Raw genomic sequence first — 3,480 nt, forward strand, 5'->3', positions numbered from 1 at the left:
GATTACAGCATACAGTTTTCCTTCACTTACTGATGTGAACATTATTCCTCTATTTCTAAAATAATTAGCATTTATAATTTCCGATGAGAAAAATTGTTTTTTACCAGATAATTTTATAACTTCTTCTAAATACACATATGCGTCTAAGTCTAATAAGTCTAGGGCATAATCAATATTTTCTACAATTACACTAACTATCTTCTCAACTAATTGCGACTTTTTTAATGAAGTAATTCCTTTAATTGAATAATTATTTGCAATTTTTATAAGTTCGTCTTTTGTCATTTTATCTAAATGATATTCTAAAGAGTCATTATTATCTATATCCTTCCATATCTTTTCTTCTTTCTTTATATCTTTCTTTATTATGTCTTCTTGCTTTTTAGTTATATCTTTGTCCATTTGTTCCACCTCTTTATTTCATTTAAAACATATACAATTATATATGTTTTTATTATTTGTGTACATAATATTTTAGATTAATAAAAATAGCATATGTAAGTTTTCTTATTCCGGCGTTCTACTTCAAGTCAACTTAAACTTACATATTACCTTTTGTCAACTAAAGAAAAAATTACAAATAATTTTTAATGATAAACTTTTTATAATTTCCAACGAATAAAAATAGATGATATGAATTCTATTATTAAATAATCCATACCATCTTATTATATAAATACTATTTAGTTAAATTCTCTATTTCAAATTTATCATTTCTTACTTTTATCTCGCATTGACCTCCATTAGATAATTTTCCAAATAATAGTTCATCCACTAACAATGGCTTTATTTCAGAGTTTATTACTCTTAATATTTCTCTTGCTCCAAATTCTCTTGATAGACCTTTTTCACTTATAAATTCTACACACTCTTTACTGAATTTTAAATTTACATTTTTACTCTCAAGCTTTTCTTTAAATTTATTTAATTCCTTTTTAGTTATTTCTATAGCTATATCTTTATTTATTTGGTTAAATATAACTACTTTATCTAATCTATTCCTGAATTCTGGAGTAAATACTCTTTTTACTTCATCGCTTACCGCTTCCATCTTTATTGTATTTCTTCCAAAACCAACAAGATTTTTACCAATATCTCTTGCTCCCGCATTTGAAGTCATTATTATTATAGCATTCTTAAAATCAGCTTTTCTTCCTTTATTATCTGTAAGGGTTGCATAATCCATAACTTGAAGCAATACCCCTAATATATCCGGATGAGCCTTTTCTATTTCATCTAAAAGCAATATAGAGTTAGGTTTCCTTCTTATTGTATCTGTAAGAAGGCCCCCTTCTTCATATCCTACATATCCTGGTGGAGAACCTATAAGTTTTGAAGCTGCATGCTTTTCTCCATATTCACTCATATCAAATCTTACTAGCTCTATTCCTAAAGTTCTAGATAATACTTTAGCTATTTCTGTTTTTCCTACACCTGTTGGGCCAACAAAAAGCATTGATGCCACTGGCTTGTTATCGTCATTAAGTCCTGCTCTAGACATCTTTATACATCTTGTCACTTCCTTTATAGCTAAATCTTGGCCAAAAATATTGCTCTTAAGCTCATCTTCTAATATTTTAAGTGATTCTATCTCAGTATTTTCAACTGTCTTTTTAGGAATATGGCATATTTTTGATATTATTTCCTCAATTATATTTTCGCTTACTACTCCATCTTTATAAATTTCTCTACTTATATTAATATAAGCTCCTGCTTCATCTATAATATCAATTGCTTTATCTGGTAAAAATCTATCATTAATATATTTTGAGCTTAATTCTACTGCTGCTTTAATAGCTTCCTTAGTATATTTAACATCATGATATTCCTCAAAATTTTCTTTAATTCCTTCTAATATTTTTATTGTTTCTTCTATGCTTGTTTCTTTAACCTCTACAACTTGAAATCTTCTTATAAGTGCTTTATCTTTCTCAAAATATTTCTTGTAATCATCAAATGTAGTTGCTCCTATAAACCTTATCTTTCCTTCTAATAAATATCCTTTTATTAAATTTCCTCCATCTAATGAACTACCATTTAATGCACCTGCTCCAACTATATTATGAATTTCATCTATATATACAATTGGATTTTCATAAGTCTTTATTTCGTCTAGTATTTGTTTTATTCTTTCTTCAAAATCTCCTCTATATTTGGTTCCTGCAAGTATTGAGCCAATATCTAAAGAAAAGATTTGTGAATTTCTAAGCTTTTCAGGAACATTTCCTTCTTTTATTAGCTTTGCAAGCCCTAAAGTTATTGCAGTTTTTCCAACTCCTGGTTCACCTATATGAACAGGATTATTCTTAGTTCTTCTACAAAGAATTTGGATTGTTCTATCTAGTATATCTTGTCTGCCTATTAATGGATCATTTTCCCCAATAGTTATAGCTTCAGTTAAATTTGTGCAATAACTATTTAAAATACTCTTATTGGGTTTATTTTCTAATTTATTTGTAGTTTTTATTATTCTAATAGCATCTTTAGATACATTTTCTTCTTCATTTTTATTATGAGAAAGTTCAAATAATAACTCCTGCTTACTAATTCCTTGTTTTTCCAAGAAGTATATGGCATAACTATCTTTTAACGCATAAGTTGCTGCTATTACATGTTCTAATGTCACAACACTTTTTTCGCTAAATGCCGCTTGCTGAGTCGCAACTATTAGTATATTTCTTATTCCAAAACTTTCTTCCGGATCTCCATCCTCTTGTTTTTCTACATACTCATTTATATAATTCATTAAATCATTTTCTAACTCTTCAACATTTCCATTTAATTTATTAATTATTTCTTTAAAATTTTCTTCTTCTAAGGCACTTAATAATAAATGTTCTGGTGTTACATATTCATCTTTATTTTCTTTTGCTTTATTATATGCTCTAAGCAATATATTTCTGACTATCTTACTAATATCCATTTCATTCCTCCTCTACAGTAAGTTTAAATGGAAATCCTTCTCCCTTTGCAATAGTCATAGCCTTACTAGCTTTTGATATAGCTATATCATAAGGATATATACCAGCTATGCCCTTGCCATTTTTATGAACCTCCATCATTATTTTATTAGCTTCTTCTATATTTTTATTAAAAATATCATTTAAAATAGCAACAACAAATTCCATAGTTGTAAAATCATCATTATGCATGAAAACTATAAACTTTTTAGGTCTTTTTATTTTGATATGTATTTTTTCTATTATGTTAGCATTAGTTTCCAATAATTATTCCTCCATGACATAAATTCATTAATAAAATACTGATAAGTTTTAAAATTTAATTATATTATTATATATACTTCAATTAATACCATACATCACCTTGTCTTATTAAGTTAATAATTTCTTTAAATAAAGTAGTAATATTGAAATAATTCACTATTTTATTTATATATAAATTGCTTAAATACTATTAAGTTCTGGAATAATTAAATTAATTATAAAGTACTTATTGCAACTTATATATAATAGTATATAA

Annotated in this window: 3 protein-coding genes; all 3 read right to left on the reverse strand. The window is 26.4% G+C overall.

What is annotated here, in order from left to right; all coding sequences use genetic code 11:
• Positions 1 to 402: Rho termination factor N-terminal domain-containing protein (locus A500_RS04975; protein WP_016206491.1), on the reverse strand; the 402-nt coding region annotated here is incomplete at its 3' end.
• Positions 403 to 679: 277 nt separating this feature from the next.
• The gene (locus A500_RS04980) at positions 680 to 2,923 is read right to left on the reverse strand and encodes an AAA family ATPase (protein ID WP_016206492.1); all 2,244 of its coding nucleotides are present in this window, start codon (positions 2,921 to 2,923) and stop codon (positions 680 to 682) included.
• A gap of 1 nt (position 2,924) precedes the next feature.
• Complete coding sequence (locus A500_RS04985) at positions 2,925 to 3,224, reverse strand: ATP-dependent Clp protease adaptor ClpS (protein ID WP_016206493.1); 300 nt, start codon at positions 3,222 to 3,224, stop codon at positions 2,925 to 2,927.
• Positions 3,225 to 3,480 lie beyond the last annotated feature (256 nt).

The organism is Clostridium sartagoforme AAU1 (assembly GCF_000401215.1).
GTDB classification, from domain to species: domain Bacteria; phylum Bacillota; class Clostridia; order Clostridiales; family Clostridiaceae; genus Clostridium; species Clostridium sartagoforme.